The sequence below is a fragment of the Shinella sp. OV683 genome, assembly GCF_057787725.1.
The window spans coordinates 1,543,759-1,565,603 of sequence record NZ_CM173543.1; the positions used below are offsets into that span (position 1 = coordinate 1,543,759).

General features: G+C 58.6%; 23 protein-coding genes and 1 tRNA gene. 13 read left to right on the forward strand and 11 right to left on the reverse strand.

What is annotated here, in order from left to right; genetic code table 11:
* The first annotated feature begins 237 nt into the window (after nt 1-237).
* From ACXHRN_RS07410 to ACXHRN_RS07425, 4 genes are all read left to right on the forward strand, one after another.
* Entirely contained in the window at nt 238-2,223 is a 1,986-nt protein-coding gene (locus ACXHRN_RS07410; protein ID WP_488640684.1) for an SEL1-like repeat protein, read from the forward strand.
* On the forward strand, nt 2,141-3,058 hold the full coding sequence (locus tag ACXHRN_RS07415) for a hypothetical protein (protein ID WP_488640685.1): 918 nt from the start codon (nt 2,141-2,143) through the stop codon (nt 3,056-3,058). The genes ACXHRN_RS07410 and ACXHRN_RS07415 overlap by 83 nt, the downstream gene beginning before the upstream one ends.
* A 78-nt stretch (nt 3,059-3,136) precedes the next feature.
* A complete protein-coding gene (locus tag ACXHRN_RS07420; RefSeq protein WP_488640686.1) occupies nt 3,137-3,394 on the forward strand; it encodes a type II toxin-antitoxin system Phd/YefM family antitoxin in 258 nt (85 codons plus the stop codon).
* A 7-nt stretch (nt 3,395-3,401) separates the two neighbouring features.
* Nucleotides 3,402-3,812 (forward strand): PIN domain-containing protein, encoded by a 411-nt coding sequence (locus tag ACXHRN_RS07425; RefSeq protein WP_488640687.1) that lies wholly within the window; start codon nt 3,402-3,404, stop codon nt 3,810-3,812.
* On the opposite strand, the gene ACXHRN_RS07430 is transcribed toward ACXHRN_RS07425, so the two are convergent.
* Nucleotides 3,797-4,174: a hypothetical protein gene (locus ACXHRN_RS07430; RefSeq protein WP_488640688.1), complete on the reverse strand. Its 378-nt coding sequence runs from the start codon at nt 4,172-4,174 to the stop codon at nt 3,797-3,799. The genes ACXHRN_RS07425 and ACXHRN_RS07430 overlap by 16 nt on opposite strands.
* 71 nt (nt 4,175-4,245) lie before the next feature.
* Nucleotides 4,246-4,734, reverse strand: coding sequence for a cupin domain-containing protein (locus tag ACXHRN_RS07435; RefSeq protein WP_488640689.1), 489 nt, complete (start codon nt 4,732-4,734; stop codon nt 4,246-4,248).
* 70 nt (nt 4,735-4,804) lie between these two features.
* Here ACXHRN_RS07435 and ACXHRN_RS07440 point away from each other — a divergent pair, with 70 nt between their 5' ends.
* Nucleotides 4,805-5,401, forward strand: coding sequence for a TetR/AcrR family transcriptional regulator (locus ACXHRN_RS07440; protein ID WP_488640690.1), 597 nt, complete (start codon nt 4,805-4,807; stop codon nt 5,399-5,401).
* 184 nt (nt 5,402-5,585) lie between these two features.
* Here ACXHRN_RS07440 and ACXHRN_RS07445 read toward each other — a convergent pair whose 3' ends face one another.
* Nucleotides 5,586-6,617 carry an alcohol dehydrogenase catalytic domain-containing protein gene (locus ACXHRN_RS07445; RefSeq protein WP_488640691.1) on the reverse strand — a complete coding sequence of 344 codons (1,032 nt, stop codon included), beginning with the start codon at nt 6,615-6,617 and terminating at the stop codon, nt 5,586-5,588.
* Nucleotides 6,614-7,561, reverse strand: a complete 948-nt coding sequence (choX, locus tag ACXHRN_RS07450; protein WP_488640692.1) for a choline ABC transporter substrate-binding protein — start codon at nt 7,559-7,561, stop codon at nt 6,614-6,616. Before choX ends, ACXHRN_RS07445 begins: the two co-directional genes overlap by 4 nt.
* Before the next feature lie 106 nt (nt 7,562-7,667).
* On the opposite strand from choX, the gene betI reads away from it, so the two are divergent.
* From betI to ACXHRN_RS07465, 3 genes are all read left to right on the forward strand, one after another.
* Nucleotides 7,668-8,312 (forward strand): transcriptional regulator BetI, encoded by a 645-nt coding sequence (gene betI / locus ACXHRN_RS07455; RefSeq protein WP_488640693.1) that lies wholly within the window; start codon nt 7,668-7,670, stop codon nt 8,310-8,312.
* Between the two features lie 25 nt (nt 8,313-8,337).
* Nucleotides 8,338-8,973 (forward strand): trimeric intracellular cation channel family protein, encoded by a 636-nt coding sequence (locus ACXHRN_RS07460; protein ID WP_488640694.1) that lies wholly within the window; start codon nt 8,338-8,340, stop codon nt 8,971-8,973.
* 152 nt (nt 8,974-9,125) lie between these two features.
* Nucleotides 9,126-10,358: an aminotransferase-like domain-containing protein gene (locus ACXHRN_RS07465; RefSeq protein ID WP_488640695.1), complete on the forward strand. Its 1,233-nt coding sequence runs from the start codon at nt 9,126-9,128 to the stop codon at nt 10,356-10,358.
* A gap of 1 nt (nt 10,359) precedes the next feature.
* Here ACXHRN_RS07465 and ACXHRN_RS07470 read toward each other — a convergent pair whose 3' ends face one another.
* Nucleotides 10,360-11,025, reverse strand: coding sequence for a TetR/AcrR family transcriptional regulator (locus ACXHRN_RS07470; RefSeq protein WP_488640696.1), 666 nt, complete (start codon nt 11,023-11,025; stop codon nt 10,360-10,362).
* Nucleotides 11,026-11,095: 70 nt separating this feature from the next.
* Here ACXHRN_RS07470 and ACXHRN_RS07475 point away from each other — a divergent pair, with 70 nt between their 5' ends.
* The gene (locus tag ACXHRN_RS07475) at nt 11,096-11,905 is read left to right on the forward strand and encodes a GNAT family N-acetyltransferase (protein ID WP_488640697.1); all 810 of its coding nucleotides are present in this window, start codon (nt 11,096-11,098) and stop codon (nt 11,903-11,905) included.
* A gap of 12 nt (nt 11,906-11,917) precedes the next feature.
* Here ACXHRN_RS07475 and ACXHRN_RS07480 read toward each other — a convergent pair whose 3' ends face one another.
* Together ACXHRN_RS07480 and ACXHRN_RS07485 are read right to left on the reverse strand one after the other, a co-directional pair.
* Entirely contained in the window at nt 11,918-12,976 is a 1,059-nt protein-coding gene (locus ACXHRN_RS07480; RefSeq protein WP_488640698.1) for an aldo/keto reductase, read from the reverse strand.
* A gap of 142 nt (nt 12,977-13,118) precedes the next feature.
* Nucleotides 13,119-13,499: a DUF4189 domain-containing protein gene (locus tag ACXHRN_RS07485; protein WP_488640699.1), complete on the reverse strand. Its 381-nt coding sequence runs from the start codon at nt 13,497-13,499 to the stop codon at nt 13,119-13,121.
* 325 nt (nt 13,500-13,824) lie between these two features.
* Here ACXHRN_RS07485 and ACXHRN_RS07490 point away from each other — a divergent pair, with 325 nt between their 5' ends.
* From ACXHRN_RS07490 to ACXHRN_RS07505, 4 genes are all read left to right on the forward strand, one after another.
* On the forward strand, nt 13,825-14,931 hold the full coding sequence (locus tag ACXHRN_RS07490; protein ID WP_488640700.1) for an endonuclease/exonuclease/phosphatase family protein: 1,107 nt from the start codon (nt 13,825-13,827) through the stop codon (nt 14,929-14,931).
* A complete protein-coding gene (locus ACXHRN_RS07495) occupies nt 14,931-15,671 on the forward strand; it encodes an NUDIX hydrolase (protein ID WP_488640701.1) in 741 nt (246 codons plus the stop codon). Before ACXHRN_RS07490 ends, ACXHRN_RS07495 begins: the two co-directional genes overlap by 1 nt.
* Nucleotides 15,672-15,748: 77 nt before the next feature.
* Nucleotides 15,749-16,648, forward strand: coding sequence for a PhzF family phenazine biosynthesis protein (locus ACXHRN_RS07500; RefSeq protein WP_488640702.1), 900 nt, complete (start codon nt 15,749-15,751; stop codon nt 16,646-16,648).
* A gap of 129 nt (nt 16,649-16,777) precedes the next feature.
* Nucleotides 16,778-16,853: transfer RNA gene (locus ACXHRN_RS07505), tRNA-Lys, on the forward strand.
* A gap of 301 nt (nt 16,854-17,154) precedes the next feature.
* Here ACXHRN_RS07505 and ACXHRN_RS07510 read toward each other — a convergent pair.
* The 4 genes from ACXHRN_RS07510 to ACXHRN_RS07525 all read right to left on the reverse strand — a co-directional run bounded on the left by ACXHRN_RS07510 (nt 17,155) and on the right by ACXHRN_RS07525 (nt 21,782).
* Nucleotides 17,155-18,903, reverse strand: a complete 1,749-nt coding sequence (locus ACXHRN_RS07510) for a recombinase family protein (RefSeq protein WP_488640703.1) — start codon at nt 18,901-18,903, stop codon at nt 17,155-17,157.
* Complete coding sequence (locus ACXHRN_RS07515; RefSeq protein WP_488640704.1) at nt 18,900-19,415, reverse strand: DUF2924 domain-containing protein; 516 nt, start codon at nt 19,413-19,415, stop codon at nt 18,900-18,902. Before ACXHRN_RS07515 ends, ACXHRN_RS07510 begins: the two co-directional genes overlap by 4 nt.
* Before the next feature lies 1 nt (nt 19,416).
* Entirely contained in the window at nt 19,417-19,974 is a 558-nt protein-coding gene (locus ACXHRN_RS07520) for a DUF3489 domain-containing protein (protein ID WP_488640705.1), read from the reverse strand.
* A 926-nt stretch (nt 19,975-20,900) separates the two neighbouring features.
* Nucleotides 20,901-21,782 (reverse strand): SIR2 family NAD-dependent protein deacylase, encoded by an 882-nt coding sequence (locus tag ACXHRN_RS07525; protein ID WP_488640706.1) that lies wholly within the window; start codon nt 21,780-21,782, stop codon nt 20,901-20,903.
* Between the last annotated feature and the right edge of the window lie 63 nt (nt 21,783-21,845).

Sequence of the window (21,845 nt, forward strand, 5' to 3'; positions counted from 1 at the left end):
CACTTGGACAAGATTCAAAGCCTGAACTGGTCTTGTGGCCGTTGCGGCGAATAATCCCGGCCTTCCCGCCGTTATCCCTCGTGAATTGCCCTAGCACAGATCGGCATAAACTGGTCCTGCACTTCGATGGCAAAGCGGCGTGCCGGCTGCGACACGTCATGATATCTTGAAGCCCGCCGCGGTGACGGCGCGCCAAATGCGCCCTTCATGACCTGATGACCTCAAGGGGAAACGCTGATGCTTCAGTCCATGCGCATTCTTCTTCTCTCGAGCCTGGCAATTCTGCCGGCGACAGCAGCATTTCACAGCGATGCGGCCTTTGCTGCTGCGTCAGACACGGATGCCCAGAAACGCGCGGATGCCGACGCCAGGGCGAAGGCAGAGGCTGAAGCCAAGGCCAAGCGGCCGGCGGAAGCAATCGCTGCTTGTGACAAGGGCGCGGCCGTGCCGCTCGACCCGACTGCCAAGGCACCGCCGGTCCAGTTCCAGGAGTTGTTCCCGCTGGATTTCGACATGAAGAAGCTAAAACCCCTGCAGGCGAAATGCCAGGAGGCCTGGGCCGGCGCGCCCGGCCAGAAACGGCTGCAATTGCAATGGCTGAGGGTGACCGTGGCGCTGAATGAGGCGGGCATCGACTGGACGATTCCGCAACTCAAGCTGTTTGCCGATGGCGGTAGCGCCGAGGCGCAATATCTCATGTTCAGCCTGTACAGCAACCACCGCAAGAGCACCGAGGGGGTCTCCTTCCGGGTGGAACGGCAGGACGCCATAAAGTACCTCAGGGCTTCGGCGGAGCAGGGCCACTTGCCGGCGATGACGGAACTGATGTGGCAATATCGCATTGGCCCGATTTTCCGTCGTGATGCTGCGATGGCAGTCAAGATGGGAAGGCGCATCGAAAGTGCTCCCCCGCAGGGCTTGACCGAGACGGAGTGGGAGCGGCAAACCAAGGCAGGCATGCAGCTGTCGATCGCGATGACGATCCTGGAAAGGCCCGACGGCTTCAGGCCGCAGGAAGTGAAGGCGGCATTTCGCACCGTCGAAGCCGAAGCGCAGAAATCGCGTGGCGAGATGACGTTCACGGTGTTGGCCTATGCCAAGGCGCTGCGGGAAGGAAAGGGCACTCGAAAGAGTGTCGCGAAGGCACGCGAATTGCTGGAGAAGCCCGGAAACACGTTTGTCGACAGATATGCCGTGGCGACCTTGGCTGACATGGTTGCCCGGGGTGAAGGCGGTCCAGCTGACCCCAAGCGGGCGCTGGGAATGCTGCGCGACGAGAAAATGAAATACGTCCCCGACGCCCGCAAGGTACTGGCCGAACTGTTGCTGGACGGCAAGACTGTCGGCCGGCAGCCGCAGGAGGCGATGCAGGCGCTCTACAGCAGCCATGATCTCGATGCTTATATCCAGCTTGCAGGCTTGCTTCTCGATTACCGGCCACGTCTCGACGGTCCCGAGGCGGTTGTCGAAAGATTGTCCGATGGTGCAGAAGCGGGAGAGCCCGGCGCAGCACTGGCGCTGGCGCGGCTGAAGCTGTCCGACAATTCGCAGTTCACCGATGTGGCCGGCGCTCGTGCGCTGCTGCAGCCGCTAGCAGAGGCCAATGATCGACAGGCGCTCTGGCTCTATGCCGGTTCGCAATATCTGCACCTCGATTCCACCAGCTATCAACCCTTGCGGCAGGAGGGTGGGCTGAGCGACAGCGACCTCAAACGGCTGGTGGAGGAAGGTATCGCCAAGAAGGAAGCAGACGCCTACCTGCTTTCGGCGAAATTCCTGCGGCGCGGTGTACTTTATCCGCAGGATGACCAGGTGGCGACCAAGATGCTGGTGGAGGCGGCGAATCTCGGCAATGTCGAGGCGCTGGTCTTGCTCGGCGATGCCTATGACGACGGACTGGGCACACAGAAGGACCCACGTGAAAGGACACGCGCATGGCGTCGTGCTGCTCATGGGCTCGCTCGAGGCGAGGAAGAAGCTCGCCGGCGCGTTCACCTTCGATACGTTCGACAGACTTCTGACGCTCAAGGAAGGCATCACCGAGCGCTTTGCGCTCTACAACAACGGCGTCGACCGCAAGTTCGACGGCATGGGGATTGCGAGCGACAGCCTGGCGGAGATGGAGTTTTCCGGCCTGTTCATGGGACGCGCTTCCGAAGCGGGCACCGATGCTGTGGCCGGCGCGGTGATGGATGCGTTTCGCGAAGCTCCGGCGGGGCTTGAGGAAAAGACACTTGTCGGTATTGGCAAGGCCTTGCCTGATGAAATCCGTGCCGCGATCGAGCGAAGGCTCAAGCAGCAAGGTTTCTACAAGGGCGAGCCGCAAGGTTTCTTCGGTCCCGAAGCGCGCACGGCGCTCACCGATTGGGTTTATGCGAACGGCCCGATGGGTTCCGAGGTGGCGCAAGCCGCTCCCGTAAAGGCCAAGCAGGCGGCAGCTGACGGCAAGGACGTTGTGGCCATGGAAATCGTCGATCGTGTCCGTGACCGTGCCTTCGAGGAGGCGAAGACCGCCAAGAGCGACAAGCAGAAGATTGCGGCGCTGAAGAAGATCAATGTCCTTGCCCGCTACGGTGACCTGGCCGCGCGCTGGGTGCTGGTCCGCAACTACCATCAGGGGCGTGTGGTTCGCAAAGCCACCAGCCCGGAAGAAATCAGCCGCTACGGCTTGGATATTCTGGTCAAGCGACCGGAAGGCATGGACAAGGCGGAATTTGAATTCATCTTCAACACCACCCAGATCGCCCAGGATGGCAAATCCGGCGCATTTGGCAAGGCAGTGCTTGACGCTATTCGCGATGACGAACACCTGCAGGATCCTCTGACGCTGGGTGGTGTGATGAAGCAATTCATCTTCGCACCTGAGGCCTGCGAGGCCGTGCTGGCCGCGGCCAAGAAGGCCCGCATCGATGCTATCGGTTCGGATGGCTGCGACGAGCAGACGATGGCGGCGGTGATCGCCTATGCCAAGGCCAGTGGCCCGGCTGGGACGGAGGCAAAAGCGCGAGCCGCGGCGGCGATGGAGATCAAATCGCTGGACGAGCAGGCGGCGAAGTAGGGTGCAAACCGCAGCTCTCCTTGACAGAATGGAGTAAACTGACTAGTTTGCTGACTAGTCAGTTTACGAGGCACGATCATGCGCCAGTGGCCCGTCCAGGATGCCAAAGCCCATTTCAGCGAACTCCTGGAAACCTGCCTTGCCGAAGGGCCGCAGATGGTGTCCAAGCGCGGCGAGCCCAAGGCTGTGCTGGTGCCTCTGAAGGAATGGGAAAACCTGCAGAAGCGCGCAAGGCCGACACTGAAGGATTTGCTGCTGGCGCCCGAGCCCAGGTTCGATCTGGAATTGCCCGATCGCAAGCAATGGAAATTGCGCGATATTCCGGATTTCGAGTAGGTCACTCATGTACCTTCTGGATACCAACATCATTTCGGAGATGCGACGCCCCCGTCCTCACGGAGCAGTGCGTGCCTGGTTTGCCTCAGTGTCGGACGACAGCATATTTCTGCCCTCTATCGTAGCGGGTGAAATTCAGATTGGCATAGAGCGTAGTCGAAAGGACAATATCGAGAAGGCGTCGGACCTGTCTGCCTGGCTGGACGAGATCGTCTCGCGCTCGCAATGGATCGAGCCGGGTCCCGATGTTTTTCGGATATGGGGCACGATTGTGGAACGCGCCAATCCGGTTCTTGTTGTCGACGCGCTCATCGCGGCGACCGCTCTTCATCACAACATGATCGTCGTCACCCGAAACACCAGGGATTTCGGCCAATTCGGCGTGCGCATGCTCGATCCGTTTCAACCGATCTCCTGAACCGTCCGATTCCGCACGACGATCAATGCAAACAGCGCCATAGCGGAGATCGTAGCCAGCGAACCGGCGATGGCGATACCCTCGTTCATGCCGAGATAGACCATGGCGATGCCGGGGATCAACAGCCACAGACCGATGGTCGCGACAGCCGCATGGGCAATGGCCAGCCGGTTCACCGCTTGTGGCACGGCGTGGTAATAAAGGCCGAAAAGCGCCATCGACACCCAGCCGAGCAGATTGAGGTGGGCGTGCACCGTCGACATCGTGTGATCATGCGAGGCGGCCATGAAGATGCCGAGGCCCATGCCGATAAACGCATAGATCGCGGCGGAGAGAAGACAGTAAAATGCGAGACCGCGCATGGGTCTGATCCCTTGTAAAATCGTTTGAGAAGAGGCGCCGGACAGATGCGCCCGGCGGCCATGCAGTGGGCTCAGCCGCCCGGCGGCGGCAGGATCTCGATGCCGAAACGCGCCGCGGTGGTCACCAGGAAGGGCACGTCAGGTGGGCTCATCGGCGGAAATTCGGTCTGGCCGGACGCAACCACGTCGCCGGCGGCGAGGAAGAAACCTTCATGCAATCCGCCCGGCAGGTTGAAGATCAGCATTTTCGAGGGTGCCGCGCTCATGTTCCGGAAGGCGTGCACCGAGCCCGGCTTGACATAGAGGAACTCGCCGGGACCGCACATCTTCACGGCGCCGTCGAGCATGAACTCGAACGACCCTTCGGTGACGAGAAAGGCTTCCTCGTCCGACTGGTGGTGCGGTGGTGCGCCGGCACCCGGGGCGGACAGGCACTCGATGACAGAAAAACTGCCATTGGTGTCTTGAGCCCGGGCGCGGAATGTCAGAAGGCTACCGAGAAAGTGGATTGTCTGGGGAAGCTGGGCAGAGGCGTTGAGAGTTTGTGCATGGGCATTCATGTTTTACATCCTTCGTTGTTCGTGATACATTTGGCTTGTAATGAGATTATTGTCTCATAAGGAAATGAGAATGAGCAGTCAAGAAAAAAGTTTTGAACGTGTGAATCAGAAGCGGCGGACGCGTGCCGAATTGTTGCGGGCCGCATCCGAACTTGCAGAGCAGGGATTGCAACCGACAGTCGCCGAAGTCGCCGATCATGCCGGCATTTCGCGAGCGACGGCCTACCGCTACTTCTCGAAGCCGGAGGATCTGCTGCGTGAGGCGGTGCTGGACGCGATTGCCACTGCGATAAAGCCGCATACGGAAAAATTGACCAGCAGTTCCAAGGAGGTGCCGGAAGCGCTTGCCGATCTCGTCAGCCAGATATTCGCCATGGTCGAGAACAACGAGATGATGTTTCGGACGTTTCTGGCAAACTCGGTCACCGGCAAGGATGGCGAGAAACGCGGCGGCAGGTGTGTGATCTGGTTGCGCGAGATTTTGCAACCGCTTGCCGGCAAAGTACCAAAAGCCGAGCTTGACCGGCTGGTCTACAGTCTCAGCCTGCTGACTGGCATCGAGACGCTGGTGGTGCTGAAGGACGTCTGCGGCCTCGACAACCGGAAAGCCGAGGATGTAACGCTGTGGGCCGCCAGGACACTTCTCGCAGGCGTTTCAAAAGATTAGCAATTTGGGGAACAAAAGCACGGAAGAGTGTGTTATAGTATTTGCGAATTACCATCGTCAGGAGGAGTGTGCGATGTTCGTTCTCGATTACTTCAGCTGGTTCGACGCCGCCATTTTGACGGCGCTTGTTGTGGTGGTGCTGATAGGCTTTGCCGGGCACGGCTCGGTCAGTTAATGCCTCTGATCAGTACTTGATGACATAGCGGCCTCTTGCCCTTCCTTCGTCCAGAGCGGTGAGGGCATCGGAGACCTGCTCGAGATTGACCATGACGATCTCGTTTTCGAGTGGTCGCATGGCATGCATGGCCACGACATCGCGCATTTCCTGCCGCGTGCCGACGCTGGTGCCGGTGATTGTCACGCCGGTCCCCGTCAGCCATTCCTGATTGAGTGGAACAGGTTCCGAGACAAGTGCGGCTGCGACAATGCGGCCGCGCGGTCGGATGGCTGATATCATCGCTTCCCAAGTCGCCGTTGTCGGGGCGAAATTGATGACGGCGTGAAATCTCGGTTCTGTCGCGCCGAGACGCTCGGCCAGACCCTGATCGGCAATCTCCGTTCTCGTTGCGCCATAAGATCTTGCGAGTTCCAGCTTCGCCGGGTCTCGATCGACTGCCGTGACCTCGACGCCCAGCCGTGCGGCGATCTGCACGGCATAGAGGCCGAGCCCGCCGCAGCCAAAAATGACGCAGCTTTCTCCCGCGACGAGTCCAGCGCGATGCACCGCGCCGTAGGCGGTCACGCCGGCGCACATGACGGGAGCGGCGGCAACCGGATCCATACCGGAGGGCAGGGCAACCGCAAATCGCGCATCTGCAACGACATATTCGGCAAAGGCGCCCGGCACGTTCAGCCCATGGGCACGCTGGTGCTGACAGAAGGACTCCATCTCGTCCAGGCATTCATCGCAGCGGCAGCAGGTATCGTGAATCCAGGGCACGCCGGCGAGATCGCCGAGTTGCCAATCCGTGACGCCGTCGCCGACTTCTTCGACGATGCCAACACCTTCGTGGCCGAGCACGAATGGCGAGGGGGCGTGCGGCGGCACGACATCGCCCTTCCAGATATGCACATCGGAATGGCAGACGCCGCAGGCCTGAAGCCTTACGAGGATTTCGCCGGGGCCAGGCTTCGGCCGGGCCACATCGGTGACATCGAGAGACTTGCCGTGCTCCGTGAGCACGGCGGCGCGCATGGTTGATGTATGCAAGGTCACTTGGCTAGTCCGAGTTCTGCCTTGACCGCATCGATACCGGGCTTACCGTCGAATGTGGTAACGCCATCGAGCCAGGTTGCAACCTTATCCGGGTGTTTGGCCATCATCGCCTTGGCCGCAGCGGGAACCTCCTCGCTATCGGTCATGATCATGTTCATGCCGGTATTCTCATAATCGATGTCGAAGACGAGGTTTTTGAACAGCTTCGTGACATTCGGGCAGAGTTCCGGATAGCCCTTGCGGACGATGGTGCGCACGGTCGCACCACCGAAATTCGGGCCGAATTCCTGGTCGCCGCCCGACAGATAGGTCATCTGCATGTTGACATTCATCGGATGCGGCTGCCAGCCGAGAAAGACGATCCAATCGTTGTTGCCGACGGCGCGGCGGACCTGCGCCAGCATTGCCGCCTCGCTCGATTCCACCACCTGCCAGTCCTTGTCGAGGCCGTGGCGCTTCTGGGCGATCATATCGAGCAGCGGCTGGTTGGAGCCGGGTTCGATGCCGTAAATGGTTCGGGTAAACTTGTCGCCGTGGGTGGCGAGATCGTCGAAGGATTTCACGCCGGCATCCGAGACGTATTTCGGAACCGCGAGTGTATATTTGGCGCCTTCGAGATTGGTTGCGACGGGAATAACCGAGCCATCGTCAAAGAAGGCTTTGTAGTCAATGTCCTGCACCGGGCGCCAATTGCCGAGAAAGACATCCATGTCACCTCGCTTCAGCGCATCGAAGGTAACATTGAGACCCAGCAACGTCTGGGTCGGCTGGTAGCCGAGCGCCTTGAGGATAAGCTCGGCTGTCGTGTTGGTCAGCGCGATATCGGTCCAGCCGAGATCGGACATTCGTACCGCGCGGCATTCCTCCTTGTCGGCGGCGAGTGCTGCGGCCGGCAGGCATGCTGAACTCAAGGCAATCATCATGGCAGTCGTGAATTTACGCATTGGCCTTCCCCTTTTTGTTTATGGCGGCAGCTTATCGAGTGAAAATTATCTGGCAAGATAAAAAATTGTTAGAGCGTACAAAAAATTTTTGGGCTATTTAGAAATTATGGCGACACGCAAGAACAAACAGAAGACCCGTATCGAGGACATCCGCCGCATCGAGTTGATCGAGGCGGCCCATCGCATATTTCTGCGCGAGGGGCTGAGGGGGCTGACGACGACCCGCATCTGTCACGAGGCCGGCATGTCGCAGGGCATTTTGACCTATTATTTCAAGGACAAGGACGAAGTTCTTTTCGAAATGGTGCGGGTTGCCAATCGCGTGCTGATGGACGAGGTCGTCGTTAACCTCAAAGGGGCCACCACGCGCTGGGAACGGCTGGTCGCCATTATCGACGGCAACTTTCCGACCGGAAAATTCGATCGCAATACCGCAAATGCCTGGATCTCGTTTTATGCGGAAGCCGGCCATAACCAGCGCTATGCGCGCTTGCAGCGGCTGTTCTACCGGCGGTTGGGATCGAACATCGCCTCGGTGCTCGCGCCTCTTTGCTCGAAACAGCAGATCGATCACTTCGTGCGTGGTTTTGCCGCCATGCTCGACGGGCTCTGGCTGCGCCGCGGCCACTCTGAGGAAGACATCGGGCTCGCAAGTGCCAAAGCCTTACTCACGGAATATTCGATCAAGATGCTGGGCGAGGAAATGATTGAGCAGTTGAAATCCGCGACGATTGCAGCAAAAAGCGTATAACACCGAAGTTTAGAAAGGTCCGGTCTTGTCCGAGCATAAAGCCGCCCATCATCAGCGCCTGCTGCATTTCATCGACCTTGCCGGCACGCTGACGCTGGCGATCCAGGGAGCGGTGATTGCGGCGATGAAAGGGCTCGACATGTTGGGTGTCGTGGTCGTGTCGCTGGCGACAGCGCTCGGCGGCGGCATCCTGCGCGACCTGCTACTCGGCGAGACACCACCGGAGGCCCTGCGCGGCTCGTCGCTGATCCTGACTGCGCTTGTCGGAGCATTCCTGACATTCTTTGCCTTCCATTCTGTGGAGGCCGTGCCTGAGCACTACTTGATCATTGTTGATGCCCTTGGCCTGTCGCTGCTTGCGGTCGTGGGCGCGGAAAAGGCGCTTGAGGCCGGGCTTTCGCCGGTGGCTGCGGTTGCTATGGGTGCTGTCAGCGGTGCTGGTGGCTATACCATCCGCGATCTGTTGCTGGCAGAAATTCCGGCTATCCTGCGGGTGGATTTCCTGGCGACGGCGGCGATCATTGGCGCTGCTGTGCTGGTCATTGCCCGCAAACTCGGCGTGCCGGCCAACATCTCAGCGCTCGCTGGTGGGGCGATATGCTGCATCCTCCGGCTCGTGGCCGTCTGGCAGCATTGGCACCTGCCGGTGGTTGCCGCCTGATCAGCAACCGTACATTCATGCCCGCAGTTTCGCAGTCCCGAAATGAAAGAAATTGTGATCATTTTTTGGTTCTCATATTAGGTCAGTAATGTTGACATATTTCCCAACTCGTGATGTCCTGCTAGGATAATAAGATCACGAGGAAATATCGCATGGATTGGGAAAATATCTTCGCCTCGCGCGCGATGCGCATGAAGGCGTCTGAAATACGTGAATTGCTGAAACTGCTGGAACAGCCGGAAATCATCTCTTTTGCCGGCGGCATTCCCGATAAGGCGCTTTTTCCCAAGGAAGCGGTGAGCAAGGCCTATGCCGACGTTCTGGCCAGTGACCAGGGCGATGCAGCGCTGCAATATTCCGTGTCCGAGGGCTACAAGCCGCTGCGCGACTGGATCGTTGCCGAGATGGCCAAGATCGGCATTCCCTGCACGGCAGGCAACGTCTTCATCACCTCGGGCTCGCAACAGGTGCTGGACTATCTCGGCAAGCTGTTCCTGTCGCCCAAGGACACCGCGCTGGTGACCTGGCCGACCTATATGGGTGCACTCGGCGCCTTCAATGCCTATGAGCCGACCTATGACAAGCTGCTGCCGCTGAGCAATCGTCCGGCTGCCTCCTATGTCGAAGCCGCCGAGAAGGCCGGCGGCAAGGTGAAGTTTGCCTACGCGGTCGCCGAATTCCACAATCCGACCGGCGAAACAATGTCGCGCGGCGAGCGCGAATGGCTGCTCGATCTTGCCGAGACGCTCGACATCGCGGTGGTCGAGGACGCAGCTTATCAGGCGCTACGCTACGACGGCGAGCCTGTGCCGCCGATCCTGTCTCTGGATATTGCCCGCCACGGCGGCGACATCAACAAGACCCGTACCTTCTATTGCGGCAGCTTTTCGAAGACGCTGGCTCCCGGCCTGCGCGTCGGCTGGGTCGTCGCCAACGAGGAGGTCGTCCGCAAGCTGGTGCTGATCAAGCAGGCGGCAGACCTGCATTCCTCGACCATCAACCAGATGGTCATCGCCAAGGTTGCCGAAACAGTGTTCGAGGAGCAGGTCAAGAAGATCAAGGGCGTCTACAGCCACCGCCGCACGCGCATGCTGGCTGCGCTGGAGAAGTCGATGCCGGCCGGTGTCGAGTGGACCAAGCCTGAGGGCGGCATGTTCGTCTGGGTGACCTTGCCGCAATGGATGGATGGTGCGGCACTTCTGGCTCGTGCTCTTGAGACGGTGAAGGTTGCGTTCGTGCCGGGCAAGGCGTTCCATGCCGATGGCAGTGGTGCCAACACGATGCGGCTGAGCTTCTCCTGTGCCTCCGATGAGATGATCGATCAGGGCATCGGCAAGTTGGGCAAGCTCATCGAATCCGAAATGGCTGCCAAGGCTGCGGCCTGAATCATGCGGAGCGGGCCTTGCTTGGGCGGGTCCGCTCTATCTCTTCCTCGATGAAATCGAGGATCATGCACAGCCCTCGATCAAAGATGCCGGGCAGGTTCGACAGGGCGAGATGCGGCACCGTTTCACCCGAGACAGGATAACCCTGCAGAAACTCCGGGTCTTGCAGGTGAAAATCGGTCCGCCGCCCGGCTTCCATTGTCGCTCCCTCGGTCAGTCCTGCGCCGCTCAGATAATATCCCATGATGCGGAACGCCATCGCGACGCCAACCGGCGGCAGGCCGGCACGCCGGAAGATCGATAGAATCTTTTCGAGCACCGGCAATGTCTCCGGCGTGTTGAAGCGGCGCGCCGCGAGCAACGGGAAGGAGCGGGGATAGCGTCGCGCAATGCCGATATAGCTGTGCGAGACCATCTCGATCGCTGGGCGCCAATCCATCTCTTCAGCCGGGAATTCGATCATCAGCGCGAGCCGCGTGGTGATCAGGTCCAGCAACGCGTCCTTGCTTTCGATATGATGGTAAAGCGCCATGGCCTGCACGCCGAGGCTACTCCCGAGCGAGCGGGTGGAAAGGTTGTCCAATCCCTCTCTCTCGATCAGTTCGATAGCGGCATCGACGATGACATCGCGTGTCAATTTTTGCTTTTTGCCAGCCTTTTCAGTCACGTCCGGAAATTCCTTTACAACGTAAGAATTTGCGCTATCTTACACTGTAAGGCAAAGGGAGGCAACTGCGATGACTATCTCCGAGCAAAGCCTTGCAGTCGAATTGATGGAAATGGAAGCATGGGCCGACCTGATGGAGGCCATGCCGGACGAGACCATGGCGATGATAGAGGGTGATTGCTCCGTGGTTGCCGACAGCCTGTCGGTCAGTGCCCGGAAGATCCCGCTCGTCACCTTCAACCGGGTCATGGGACTTGGCCTTTCGCACCGTGCCGACATCGCGGCATTGGAGGCGATCGGAGCGCATATGCGCAAGGCTTCGGCGCCCGTCGCGCAGTTGCAGATCGCCCCCTATGTGCTCACGCCGAATCTGGAGCACGAGCTCGAGGCGGCGGGTTTCGCGCGGTCCGGGGTCACCTGGGCGAAGATGGGCCGCCGAACCGACACGCCTCCGAAGATCGACACCGCGCTCAGGATCGTTGCCGCAGGGCCGGAGAGGGCGAATGCCTTCGCGCAGGTCGTGGTCAGCGGCTTCGGCATGCCGCCGTTCTTCGTGCCGTGGCTCGCGACGCTGCCGGGCCGCGAGCGATGGCGTTGCTATGTCGCCGAGGCTGATGGCGAGGTCGTGGCGGGCGCCGCCATGTATGTCGGCGTCGATTCCGTGTGGCTGGGTATTGCCGCGACCTTGGCTTCGGCCCGCAAACACGGCGCACAGAGCGCGCTGCTTGCACGACGCGTTGCCGATGCCGCCGAACTCGGTAAGCCGTGGGCTTATACCGAGACCGGCATTCTCGAAGGCCCCAATCCGTCGCTGGCCAACATGTACCGCACCGGCTTTGAATGCCTGCATGAACGCACCAATTGGACGCTCAACGGCTGAGTATTGATCAGCCTATTGGTCGAGAAACGGCGCCAGCAGCACCTTGTCGGCGTCGCTCAGGCGGTCGCTTGCCGTGTTGCGCTGGTGCCAGTAGGGGTAGAGCAGGGGCGGCAAGCTGACCTTGTCGAGTTTCTCTCGCTCTTCAGCCGTCAACTTGAGATCCGCTGCCTTGAGATTGTCGGCAAACTGCGCCTCGGTGCGGCCACCGGCGATGACCGAGGTGATGCCCGGCCGGCCGAGCGTCCAGGCGAGCGCCACCTGGGCAGCTGAGACGCCCTTGCTTTCGCCGACTTCCACCAATGCATCGACAATGTTCCAGAGACGATCTTCGTCGCGGATTGGCGGTTCGGTCCAGCCGGCGAACTGGCGGGTGCCTTCGGGCGCCGCCTGGTTGCGGCGATGCTTGCCCGAAAGCAGGCCGCCGGCAATCGGGCTCCAGACCAGCACGCCGAGACCCTGGTCAACGGTGATCGGCAGCAACTCGTATTCCGCCTCGCGAGCTTCGAGCGTGTAGTGGATCTGCTGGCTGACGAAGCGCTGGCGGTGCTCCTTGTCGCTGACCCCGAGCGCCTTCATGATGTGCCAGCCGGAGAAATTCGAGCAGCCGATATAGCGGACCTTGCCGTGACGGACGAGCGTGTCGAGCGCCTCCATCGTCTCTTCGAGCGGCGTCTGGCCATCCCATTCATGCAGTTGGTAGAGATCGATGACATCGGTGCGCAAACGCCTGAGGCTCGCCTCGCAGGCAGCGATCAGGTGCTGGCGGGACGAGCCGACATCATTGGGACCGTCGCCCATCGGAAAGCGCGCCTTGGTGGCAAGCAACACGCCGTTCTTGCGCGTGCCGCCCAGCACTTCGCCTAGGATTTCTTCCGAGGCGCCGGCGGAATAGACATCCGCGGTATCGAGGATGTTGACGCCGGCATCGAGGCACATATCGACCAGCCGGCGGGCTTCATCGACGCCCTGGCTGCCGACCATGTTTGCCCAGCCCTTGCCGCCCATGGTCATCGTGCCCATGGTGATCGTGGAGATTTTCAGGCCTGATCGGCCGAGAAGTCGATATTCCATGTCATCCTCCATCAAGTGTGGAGGGATTGGTATGACGATTTGGCGGCGGTGCCAAGGTGGAAACGCGCTCGCGCAAAGCAAAGACCCGCGGGCAGGGGCCAGCGGGTCTTCGGCGGAGTCCTCTAGGTAGAATTGGCCGGGTTTAGCGGCCCGAGACGCACTGCGTGGTCACGGTCTGGCAGCCGTAGGAATAATCCGAGCACAGACGGGTGGACTTGCGTTCGGCCTCGTGATTGTTGTTGCCCCAGTCAGCCCCCCAGCCTTCCGGACCAGCAGACACCGAGCCGCAGGCATTGACGAACCAGACGGCGACACGGCAATCGCCCGCGCGCTTGTAGCACTCGTTCATCGCGGCGTTTTCCGCTTCGACCTGGGTGCCATAATCCTTGGCCCAGCCATAGGCCTTGGAAGACGGCGAATAGGCGATCGCACCGTAAAGATCGGCAGCCAGTGCTGCCACGGGCGCCGACATCGCAGTAAAGCCGATTGTTGCCGCCAAGAGATACTTGCTGATATTTTTCATTTCGTCCCCCTTTAGAAGTGTTGATGGTCTCACACCCTATGACGGACTATGTTTTGGTAATATTCGCGAGTCCAGCGAATTTTTTCGATTCTGGTCCAACCCCATGAAATTCATGGTTAATCGGGGATATTTCATGCTGCAGTGCATTGCAGGCGACCAATTGTGGATCAATTCTCAACTTGTGCGGAGTCTTGCAGAAACGTGCTGGTATATTGGATGTAATACTTGCATGCGTTGACGGCTCGATGACGGTGCAGATGGCTTTTGGCTACTTTTCCGGCGAATGAATGATGCTATAAGCGGGCCTATCGCAAGGGAGATTTGCATGGCGGTTAGGATCGGCACCTTCAACATAGAAAATCTCCTGACCCGCTTCGACTTTACCGGATTTCGCAACCAACTTCGTCAGGACCGGGTTCTACGTTTGTATGCGATAGGCAACGAAGCCGAATATGAGCGGCTCGAGGAAGCCCGCATGGTGGCCTCCACCGACGATAACCGCCAACTGACTGCCCAGGCGATTGCGGATGCCGACGCCGACATTCTGTGCCTGCAGGAAGTCGAGAGCCTGGCTGCACTGAACGCATTCGAGAACGGTTATCTCTACCGGATGATGGGCGAGGGCTACCGGCAGAAATATCTGATCGAGGGCAACGATTCCCGCGGCATCGATGTTGCTGTCATGATGCGCGATCAGACGCGCGACGGACAGCCCATCGAATTTGTCGACATCCGCAGCAACTCCTCGCTGACCTTCCGGCAGATGGGACTGTTCAACGATCAGCTCGCCGAAACCGAAAAGCCGGACGACCGCATCTTCCGGCGCGATTGCCTGGAGCTCGATGTCAGGATCGGCGGGCGGCCGCTGACCATTTACGTCGTGCATCTGAAATCGATGACCACGCCGCGCAATGGCATGGACGGCCGCACGGCGACGATGCCGGTCCGCCGCGCCGAGGTGACCGCGGTACGCGCCATCATCGAGGCACGGTTCGGCAAGGAGGGGGCCGGACACAAGAATTTCGTCATCTGCGGGGACATGAACGATTACCAGGAGAAGCTGACGATCTCGGGAAGCAAGCGCCAGGGCTTCTCATTTACCCACGAACAGGAAATCCATAGTGCGCTGGATATTTTCACCGCCGATGGTTTTGCCGAAAATGCAGTGCTTCGGCGACCGGTCAATGACCGCTGGACGCTGTTTCACGCACATGGGTTGATCGAGCGGCATCTTTGCCAGCTCGACTACATCTGGCTGTCGCGCGCGCTTGCGGATGCCAATCCCAAGTCGGTGCCCGAAATCATCCGCAACGGACAACCCTATCGAACGCCATTCCCGAGCGGGCAATTGGTGGAGCGCTATCCGCGCACCGGCTGGGACAGGCCGAAAGCCTCGGATCATTGCCCCGTCGTCATGGAACTCAATCTCTGATGCTGCATTCGATCGTTTCCAATCCCGCAAACTGGCCGCCGGAGGGCCAGGTTTTCCCGGTCTCGTCGCTCGACCTGCTGGTCGATGCGGCGCCGCATCCGTTTCATCTCGCCGAGCAGGAGCGTATAGCGGCAAACTGGCGCGCTGAGAGCGCTGCCAATCCCGCGCTGTTTGACGGACTGATGATCCTGCAACGCGACATCCACATTGAGTCCGGACGGATCTGCGGCGTCGGCCATCTTGTGCCTTACTCCACCTTCCTCTGGTGGCGAAAACAGCAGCCGCCACGAGCGGGTTTCCATCTCTTCGGATTTGCGGTTCCGGTCTCTTCCGACGGCGCGATCATCGCGGTGCGCATGAGCGACCATACCGCCAATCCCGGCAAGGTCTATTGCGCCGCAGGGTCTCTCGACGAGTCCGACATTGTTTTGGGCCGCTGCGATCTATATGCCAACATGGCACGCGAACTCAGCGAGGAAACCGGGCTCGATCTATTGGCGGCTCGTGCCGAGGGCGATCTCTTCGCGTTCCATATCGGCGGCAAATTCACCGTGTTCCGCTTCTTTCATTTTGCCGAAAGCGCTGATGCGCTGATCGCACGCATCGAGGAGCATATGAGGCAAGACGAGGAGCAGGAGATCGACGCGGCGTTTGCCATTCGCTCGGCCGATCCTTTGCTGCATGACTACAGCCCAGCCATGCGGCCGATCCTCGATCATTTCTTTTCCAGACCCAGCTGAACTGGGCTTGCGGGCTTCTCATTCGTGGGGCAGTTTGCCGCCCGCGGGCAGAATTCATGCAATCTCAGGAGGTCAATTTGGCCAGACAATACAGCATCTACGACGTGTTCACCGGCCAGGCGCTTGCCGGCAATCCACTGGCTGTGGTGTTCGATGGCACAGGTCTTTCGACGGAGAGGATGCAGGCGATCACCCGCGAGTTCAATCTCTCTGAGACCGTGTTCGTGATGCCGCCGGAAAACCCCGCGCACACGGCCTCCATTCGCATCTTCACGCCGAGCCGGGAATTGCCGTTTGCCGGCCATCCGACCGTCGGTACCGCAGTGGCGCTCGGCGAGGCCGCCCATGCCGGCCAGGACATCGATCTCGTCAGCGTGTTGGAGGAGAGGGTAGGGCCGGTGCGCTGCATGGTGCGGCTTTCTCCGGGAAAGCCGAGCTCGGCCGAGTTCGACCTGCCGCGCGTCTCCGAGCGCCTCGCAGGCGACTTCGACCCGCAGAAGGTCGCCGACGCGCTCTGCATCAGCCCGGCCGATATTGGCTTTGAAAATCATGTACTCTCTGTCTGGAGCGCCGGCGTGGCGTTCCTGATGGTGCCAGTGCGCGACATGGCGGCGGCGGAAGCCATCGTCTTCGATCCAGGCCGCTGGCAGAAGGCGGTCGACAAGACGACGGCCGCCTACATCTATTGCCGGGGCGGCGCCGATCACACCGCGAGCTTCCACGCACGCATGTTTGCGCCCGACATGGGCATAGCGGAAGACCCTGCGACCGGTGGCGCAGTGGCAGCGATGAGCGGGGCGATCCACCATTTCGACGCACTTGCTGATGGTCATCACGCGCTGATGATCGAGCAGGGCGTGGAGATGGGCCGGCCCTCGCATATCCACCTGCATCTCGATGTGAAAGGCGGCGCAATCAGCCAGGCGCGGATCGGCGGCGAGGCGGTCAAGATTGCGGAAGGCAGGCTTTATCTTTGATTTTCAAGGCGATAATTTTTGGCGCTGTGGAATGTGTAGTTTTTTTGAAGATTTCGGACAACGGGGGTTGCCAAGCCAAAACTTCCCCTTTATACGCCCCGTCAGACGCGCAGCAAAGCGGGTCACGGCGGGTGCTTAGCTCAGTTGGTAGAGCAGCTGACTCTTAATCAGCGGGTCGTAGGTTCGAACCCTACAGCACCCACCATTCAGTCTCCATAGAACCGGTGACTATGGTGTTTCCAGGAATAGTTTAGCGACTTCCGAGGCTTGCGGAGTCTCTCTTTGGGAGAGACGCCGAATTCGTCTCTCATTGCCTCCCGAATGCTCCAAAATAGAGAGACAGTCTCTGTCGGCCCACTTGTGCGACCCGTTGTTTTTGCCAGGCTGCTGGCATGGATTTCGTCGGTCCGCAAACCTGTGAGCTCTGAAATCTACAGCGAAAGACGCTAGGCCGGCGCGCGGGCCAGCCTCAGATGTTGGCGATTGTTTTGGGAAGATCGGCTGGATTAGCGGGCCAACAGTTCGTCCTGGCTCGACCAATCCACGGACAGTTCGATGCCACGTGTCAGTTTGCGAAGTGTCAGATCGGGCGGCTGGCGGCCGGTGAGGATCGCCTCGGTGAGCTTTGGTGACAGAAAGGCGAGGGGCAGGATGCGGCTGAGATCGGATGCATCCATGTCCATCGATTGTGCCACATCGGCAATACTGCGGTTTGATCCATCGGTGAGGGCACCGAGCGCAACATGCGCTCTGGCGAGCATGTCGATCAATGTTTGATCGATCGCGGCTGGGTTCGCCGCAGCATCGTCGACAACGATGCGCATCTCCACGCCACGGCGCTTGAGCGTAATTGCTTGTGTGATCTGGACGATAGTTGAGAGATCGTCTGGATCTGTTTCGGCTTGGGCCGGTTCAGATTTGCTTATCGTTTGGTGGATTGTTTTGGTGTCGGGGTACAGCGTATGCCTGGATATGATGTCGATCAGGTTTCCGGCGTTGACGTCATAACGGAGCCCTTCCGATCCGAGAGCCACGCGCCGAAATACCGCGTTGACGATCGCCTTTCGTAACGCGCCGGTTTGGTCGGCGGCCATGTATTGCTCAAGTTTCGCGACATTGTTCAGCTGTTCATGTAGATCTTCAGCTTTGCCGAATTGCTCAATCCAGCGACTGAGTTGCGAGCGGTTTCTGAGCAACTGAGTCAGCTGACTCTCGACGATCGGCTCAATGGTTGATGCAGGGATCCGCCACTTCTCGACATTGACGCTGCCTGATCGTCTCGTATCCGTGACATAGTAGCGGTATCGCTTTCCATGGTTTTGGGCGTGGACCGGCGTCAGGCGATTGCCGTGTTCATCGTAGATCCGACCGGTGAGCAGATGATTGTCGGAATGAACGGCCGAGCCACGCGGGCTGGCTGCCTGTTGTGCGAGCAGGGACTGCACCGCGGAGAAAGTTTCCGTCTCGATGATTGCTCCGTGCTCGCCCTCGTGCAGTTCTCCCTTATGACGGATCTTGCCGATGTAGATCGGATTGGAAAGCAGGTAATAAATCTTGCCGCGGCTTTGACGAGCCGTGGCCCGGCAGTCGCCATCGGCATCGTCAGCCGGTGAGGTTGTTTGGGCAGCACTCAGCTCTCGGACCAACGCTGCGACGGAGCGCAGCTTCAAATACTGCTGAAAGATGTGACGAACCTGGGCTGCATTGGCCTCGTCGATCACCAGCTTTTTGTCCTCGGCGCGATAGCCAAACGGTACAATGCCGCCCATCCACATGCCCTTCTTCTTGGAAGCTGCTACCTTGTCGCGGATGCGTTCGGCGGTGACTTCCCGTTCGAATTGGGCGAAGGAGAGAAGAACGTTAAGTGTTAGCCGACCCATTGATGTAGTCGTGTTGAATTGCTGGGTGACGGAGACAAACGAGACGGAGTGGCCGTCGAACACCTCGACAAGTTTGGCAAAGTCCATCAGCGACCGTGTCAACCGATCAATCTTGTAGACCACCACTACGTCGACTTTTCCGTCCTTGATATGCTGCAGTAGCCGTTGAATGCTGGGCCGTTCAAGTGTGCCGCCGGAGATGCCGCCATCATCATAGTGGTCAGGCACCAGTCTCCAGCCGAGGCTTGCTTGTGAAGCGATATAGGCAACACAGGCTTCCCGTTGCGCATCGAGCGAGTTGAAGGCCTGGTCGAGACCTTCTTCGCTCGATTTGCGGGTGTAGACCGCGCAACGTAGTTTTCTTGTCTCACTCATAGGCCAAAGAACCTCGGCCCGGACCATCTGGCACCGGTGATGCTGAAGGCGATGGCCGTCAGCGACTTATAAAGTTTGCCGTCCATGAAGAAGCCACCATCGACGACCTCCACGACATAGCGCCTGCCGTTCCAGTCCCGGATGAGGCGAGCGCCGGGCAAGGGCAGGGGGCGGACTGATGCAACTGTGCTGCGTGACCCACTGACTGACTTGTCAGCGGTGTCGTTCTGGACTCCGGGGACATCAACGGCTGATGCAGCGTCTGAATGACCGCCGCCGCCCGCCTTTCCTGAAACCCGTTTCAAAGACGCTTTGAGGAGACGTTTTGCGTTGGTCGACAATCCGCCGAGTTGCCTCTCCTGAACATGCCAGGCTGCTGCTCGGACGAGGAGCGGCTGCCGGACCCCTGAGGGCGGCGGGCAGCCATACTGCTTTACCCACAGCTCCACCAGTTCGCTTCGCGACAGGTCGCCGAGTGTGGCGACTCTTTCTTGAATACTGGATCTCGCCATGTCACAGCACCTGATCGCTGACGGCAGCTTCCATGTCCTTCGGAATTCTGAATGGGCCAAACGCTGGCAGGTCGATGGGCTCATCCTGGTTGATGTCGGTGGAAACCTCCGCCTTGGTGACGGCTTCAATTCTATACCGGCGTGCACCTTCACCGTTCACTTCGCTGATCAGGTTGAGACCGAGCTTCTTCCGCACTGTGCCGGAGAGGAAGCCACGGACCGAATGCGCCTGCCAATTGGTCGCGGCCATAAGGTCATGGATGGTTGCTCCGCTTTCGCGTCGCAGCAGACCGACAACGCAGTCGCACTTGCTGATACTCGTAATCGGCGCGGCGGTGATGGCCTCTGAAATTTTCGGGGTAGTTTGCTCGATCAAACTTGGGTTCGGATCGGCCGTTGGTTTGACAGCGCCGCTTGACCGTTGACGGCGCGATGGCCTCTTCTTTTCCAACGGAGGTACCGAAGCCTGCACTTCGCTTGGCTCTTTAGCTTCGGCAACGAGTGAGGATACCGAGCTGTCGTTCCGCACGGCGTGAATGATATCAGCGATATTGAACATAAGTTTCTCCGTCAATATAAGCCCGGCCAATCCGGTGTTTACACTGACGGAAGCCCGCAAAAGCGGGCAGGTGCGTTACTGGCGTCATCGCGGCCGCCTTCGCCAATACCAATCCTTCCTATGCGGGAGAAGTCCAGCCCACTGACGCGTATGACGGACGAAAAAACATAACAGATTGCGTGTTTCGTGATATTTATAAGGTGCCTCCAAAAAATAACTCCGCACAATCGAAGCCGATTATTTGCTCTGATGATCATTGGCGTCAACTATTTCGGCGGGACAGGCATGCTAGCGGAAAGACCGGTTACGTTGCACGGCATCACTAAGCTTCTGGTCGTGGGCTTCCTATTCGCCGTATCCCTTCGCCGAAGGCCGTCTGCCCAAATACACTGATTGGCTTTAAGTCCATGGCTTATGTCATGCGCTACAGTTATTTCACCCATTGAGGTTCTCGCTGCCGACGATCTTGGCCGTCGGCGGGATTGGACGGACGAAGAGAGGATCCGGATCGTAGAGGAAGTGCGACCAAAAAATGATCGAGCGCATCATGGTGGATGAGCCGAAACTATAAGCCTGCGGCCTTCACCGGATGGATACTGTTCGCCCGCACCGTCGACGGTTCGGAAATCCTCCACAAGGTCGGGCCCGGCTTCCGCGATTACTGATCACGCGGACTGGGTCTAGCCAACGATCACCTTCGTGCGATCCACCGCAGGATTAGAAGGGATAATACATGTTTGGACGCATCACCGCATTGTTTGACAAACACCTGATTGTTGGCCTGGCGATGCCAATCGTACTCGTTGGTGTCTTCCGCTCTGTCGCGAAGAACTGCAAGGGCAACCTGGGGTGCCGTGGATAAAATCCTCGTTGATTTTCGGAAAGGAGGTGGATTTTAGCAGGAACAAGACCGATTTGCCGTCAATTCACTGAATAACCCCAGAAGATAGCAAATTTGGAATCTCTGAATGCTTGTGGGCGGCGGGAATAAAATTCACCCGCTCATCAAGATCAGCCATAAAACTTTCAAAAGTCCTGTTTATTTGCTCAATACCGAAGCGTTTAGAATACATCCGTCGAACTTCGCGATCGCCTCGAGGAAAGACTGCATACCAAGGAATGCCATCGCTCTGCTTCCTCAACGAATACAATTCGGAGCCAATGTCCATATCCCCGAATGAATAACCGATAATCAACACGCAAGTTGTCGAAAATCCTGTCATGGATTTTCGCAACATCTTTCTGTAATCCGAAATCATCTCCAGATAGTCGAATTGAGTTATAACAAGTCCGCCTTGGCCCACAGCTTGATTAATGTGGCTAAGACTACCATGGGGCTTGAAAAGAGCCGTGTGGCCATTCATCGGATTTCTATCGTTGCAGATTACGTCGACCAATTTTGCTTGCGTGGAATATCCCAGTTCAATCAATTGGTCATAGTTCGTGGTAAATATTGCTTTTGGATTTAGGTGAGGCAGTGCGACGTGTTGCCACAACGGCTTATCACATTGAAAGGCCTCATGGAGATACTCACCGAGGACAACTCTACCAGTTTTCGCCTCTATGATTGCCGCTGCGTGCTCTAAACTCATCAATCGCAACTCGGCTGAATCGAAGACTCCCTGAGATGGATGCCATTTGTACTTCTCCCAAAGTTCATTCCGCAACTGATAGGCGGACGGCAATCTTACACCGTTCAGATTTGTGGCTCCAATCGACGCACCGGCGCCCAAAAATATGGTGAGACGTCCTTTGAACGACGTCCAGTTGTCAACAAAATCGTCGAGGTTATCGTCGGTGTCCGCCATTTTGTAACTCCCTTTAAAATTTGTTTAACTTGCGCAGAGGTTGCAGCCTAGTCTAGGCTGGCG

Excerpts from the sequence above, each read along its gene's own strand:
- ACXHRN_RS07410 (WP_488640684.1), top strand. The coding sequence starts at position 238 with ATGCTTCAGTCCATGCGCATTCTTCTTCTCTCGAGCCTGGCAATTCTG.
- ACXHRN_RS07415 (WP_488640685.1), top strand. The coding sequence starts at position 2,141 with ATGGGACGCGCTTCCGAAGCGGGCACCGATGCTGTGGCCGGCGCGGTG.
- ACXHRN_RS07420 (WP_488640686.1), top strand. The coding sequence starts at position 3,137 with ATGCGCCAGTGGCCCGTCCAGGATGCCAAAGCCCATTTCAGCGAACTC.
- ACXHRN_RS07425 (WP_488640687.1), top strand. The coding sequence starts at position 3,402 with ATGTACCTTCTGGATACCAACATCATTTCGGAGATGCGACGCCCCCGT.
- ACXHRN_RS07430 (WP_488640688.1), bottom strand. The coding sequence starts at position 4,174 with ATGCGCGGTCTCGCATTTTACTGTCTTCTCTCCGCCGCGATCTATGCG.
- ACXHRN_RS07435 (WP_488640689.1), bottom strand. The coding sequence starts at position 4,734 with ATGAATGCCCATGCACAAACTCTCAACGCCTCTGCCCAGCTTCCCCAG.
- ACXHRN_RS07440 (WP_488640690.1), top strand. The coding sequence starts at position 4,805 with ATGAGCAGTCAAGAAAAAAGTTTTGAACGTGTGAATCAGAAGCGGCGG.
- choX (WP_488640692.1), bottom strand. The coding sequence starts at position 7,561 with ATGCGTAAATTCACGACTGCCATGATGATTGCCTTGAGTTCAGCATGC.
- betI (WP_488640693.1), top strand. The coding sequence starts at position 7,668 with ATGGCGACACGCAAGAACAAACAGAAGACCCGTATCGAGGACATCCGC.
- ACXHRN_RS07465 (WP_488640695.1), top strand. The coding sequence starts at position 9,126 with ATGGATTGGGAAAATATCTTCGCCTCGCGCGCGATGCGCATGAAGGCG.
- ACXHRN_RS07475 (WP_488640697.1), top strand. The coding sequence starts at position 11,096 with ATGACTATCTCCGAGCAAAGCCTTGCAGTCGAATTGATGGAAATGGAA.
- ACXHRN_RS07480 (WP_488640698.1), bottom strand. The coding sequence starts at position 12,976 with ATGGAATATCGACTTCTCGGCCGATCAGGCCTGAAAATCTCCACGATC.
- ACXHRN_RS07485 (WP_488640699.1), bottom strand. The coding sequence starts at position 13,499 with ATGAAAAATATCAGCAAGTATCTCTTGGCGGCAACAATCGGCTTTACT.
- ACXHRN_RS07490 (WP_488640700.1), top strand. The coding sequence starts at position 13,825 with ATGGCGGTTAGGATCGGCACCTTCAACATAGAAAATCTCCTGACCCGC.
- ACXHRN_RS07495 (WP_488640701.1), top strand. The coding sequence starts at position 14,931 with ATGCTGCATTCGATCGTTTCCAATCCCGCAAACTGGCCGCCGGAGGGC.
- ACXHRN_RS07510 (WP_488640703.1), bottom strand. The coding sequence starts at position 18,903 with ATGAGTGAGACAAGAAAACTACGTTGCGCGGTCTACACCCGCAAATCG.
- ACXHRN_RS07515 (WP_488640704.1), bottom strand. The coding sequence starts at position 19,415 with ATGGCGAGATCCAGTATTCAAGAAAGAGTCGCCACACTCGGCGACCTG.
- ACXHRN_RS07520 (WP_488640705.1), bottom strand. The coding sequence starts at position 19,974 with ATGTTCAATATCGCTGATATCATTCACGCCGTGCGGAACGACAGCTCG.
- ACXHRN_RS07525 (WP_488640706.1), bottom strand. The coding sequence starts at position 21,782 with ATGGCGGACACCGACGATAACCTCGACGATTTTGTTGACAACTGGACG.